At 62.6% G+C, this 2,259-nt stretch carries 2 protein-coding genes; both read right to left on the bottom strand.

The annotated features are described in order from the left end of the window. A partial coding sequence (locus ENZ74_RS29720; protein ID WP_164761307.1) for a sodium:proton antiporter occupies positions 1-1,048 on the bottom strand: 1,048 nt, incomplete at its 3' end. A 142-nt stretch (positions 1,049-1,190) separates the two neighbouring features. Then, a partial coding sequence (locus tag ENZ74_RS29715; RefSeq protein WP_206522354.1) for a L,D-transpeptidase family protein occupies positions 1,191-2,259 on the bottom strand: 1,069 nt, incomplete at its 5' end.

Genomic DNA, 2,259 nt, shown 5'->3' with positions numbered 1-2,259 from the left:
GCTCCACCTTGCGCTTGCCCAGACGTGCGGCGATGCCGGCTGCGAGATCGCCTACCCATATCCACAGGAAGCGCAACGCGATCAGGCACAGCGTCAGCGCCACGACGGTCGCGATCGGCTGGATGATCGGGTGCAGGCTCATGAGTTCCGGCGGCACATGGCGGATGATGTCGGGAAGCTGCAGGCCGAGCACGATGAAGAGAGCACCGTTGAAAACGAAGGAAAGCGTCGTCCACAGCGACATCGTCTGCATGCGGGCCGAGACGCCGAGGAAGCGAAACACGCCGGAGCCGCCGGTGAGCAGGCCGGCGGTAACAGCCGCCAGAATACCGGACGCTCCGACATGCTCGGCGCCGAGATAGGCGATGAAGGGCAGCAGAACCATCACCAGCACCTGCGCTTCGGCCGGCACGCCGCCGATCCGGTTGAGCAATTGCAGCAGCTTGGCGGCAACGAACAGCGCCGCGACGCCGATCAGGATGCCGATCGCCACGGCATAGAGAAAACTGAACGAAGCCGCGGCAAGGGAAAAGCTGCCGGTCAGCACTGCTGCGACGGCGAAGCGGAACATGACGAGGCCTGAAGCGTCGTTGAGCAGCGACTCGCCTTCGAGAATGTGCATCAGCCGCGCCGGGACGACATTCCTGTCGACGATCGAGGACACGGCCACCGCGTCGGTCGGCGACAGCACCGCGGCAAGCGCAAAAGCGACCACCAGAGGGATGCTCGGCACTAGCCAATGCAAGGCGTAGCCGAAGCCGACGATGGTGAAGAAGACCAGCCCTATGGCCAGATCCAGGATCGGTCCGCGCAGCGCCATCAGTTCACGCTTCGGTGCGCCATAGGCATCGCCGAACAGCAGCGGCGGAATGAACACCAGCAGGAACAGCTCCGGATTGATCTCGACATGGATGCCGCGCACCGGCCAGGCGAGCGCGGCACCGATCGCAATCTGCAGCACCGGCAACGGCACCCGCACCAGGCGAACCAGCGCGCCGGAAAGCGCCACGAAGACGAGCACGACCAGAATGAAGACAGCGACTTCCATGGTCCGGTTCCAGGCTTTCCCGCCGACCATGCGCAAAGCCGGCCGATCCGTCCAGCCGCCCTCCCGTGAAAAACGCCGCGGCACCCAATCAATGAAAAAAGGCCGCCCTGAGAGGCGGCCTTTTTAAATAGAAATCAAATATTTAAAGCGCGGACGTGATCTGCAGCTCGTTGTTGCCATCAAGCGCGTAGACGTCGTCGCGGAACTGCACCACGCCCGGACCGGTCGACCAGGCCGAGAGATAGAGGAAGTGGACCGGCACCGGATTGGTGACCTGGATCGGCGTGTTTTCACCGGTCTTGATCGCCGCCTCGAAATGCTGGCGGTCCCAGCCGGGCGTGTCGCGCAGGATCCAGGTGACGAGGTCGCGCACATTCTGCACGCGCACGCAGCCCGAGGAATCGAAACGCAACATCTTGCCGAACAGGCTCTGCTGCGGCGTGTCGTGCATGTAGACGCCATCAGGGCTCGGGAAATTGATCTTCACCGAAGCCATGGCGTTTTCCGAGCCGGGATCCTGACGGAACCGGTACTTGGCGGCGTCGTCGGTCGACCAGTCGACATTCATCGGATCGACTTCGCTGCCATCGGGCGCGAACAGGCGGATGTGGCTGTTCTTGAGATAATCGGGATTTTTCCGCATCAGCGGAATGATGTCCTTGCGCACGATCGAGACCGGCGCGTTCCAGTATGGATTGACGATGATCTCGGTGATCTTGGAATTGACGATCGGCGTCTGGCGATCGATCTTGCCGACGATCGCGGTGTGGCGAAGCACGACGCGGTCGTTCTCGACCGCTTCGACCTGGGCTGCCGGAATGTCGACCAGCACGTAGCGGCTGCCCAGCGTGCCGGCCTTCTCGCGCAGCCGCTGCAGATTGGTCTGCAACTGGCCAAGCCGGATCTGCGCCGAAACGTTCATCGCCGCATAGGTGTATTTGCCCATCGAGCCATCAGCCGGCAGGCCGTGACGCAGTTGGAAGCGCTTGACTGCCGAGTCGACATAGGAATCGAAAGCCGTCGAAATGCCGGCGCTCTGCGACAGGTCGCCGGAAACCATCAGCCGCTTGCGCAACGGCACCACATCGGGATCATCGACGCCAAGCTGCAGCTTCTTGGTCGCGGGAACCTCGACCCAGCCACCCTGCCCGACAATGTTCTGGTATTGCCCGACCGCCTGTTCCGTGAAGGCAACGGTCTGCGGGCTGAAG

Source organism: Mesorhizobium sp. M7A.F.Ca.CA.002.15.2.1 (assembly GCF_003998715.1).
Classification (GTDB): Bacteria; Pseudomonadota; Alphaproteobacteria; order Rhizobiales; family Rhizobiaceae; genus Mesorhizobium; species Mesorhizobium ciceri.
The sequence above is the reverse complement of the archived record's forward strand: the minus strand, read 5'-3'. Positions and strand labels throughout refer to the sequence as shown.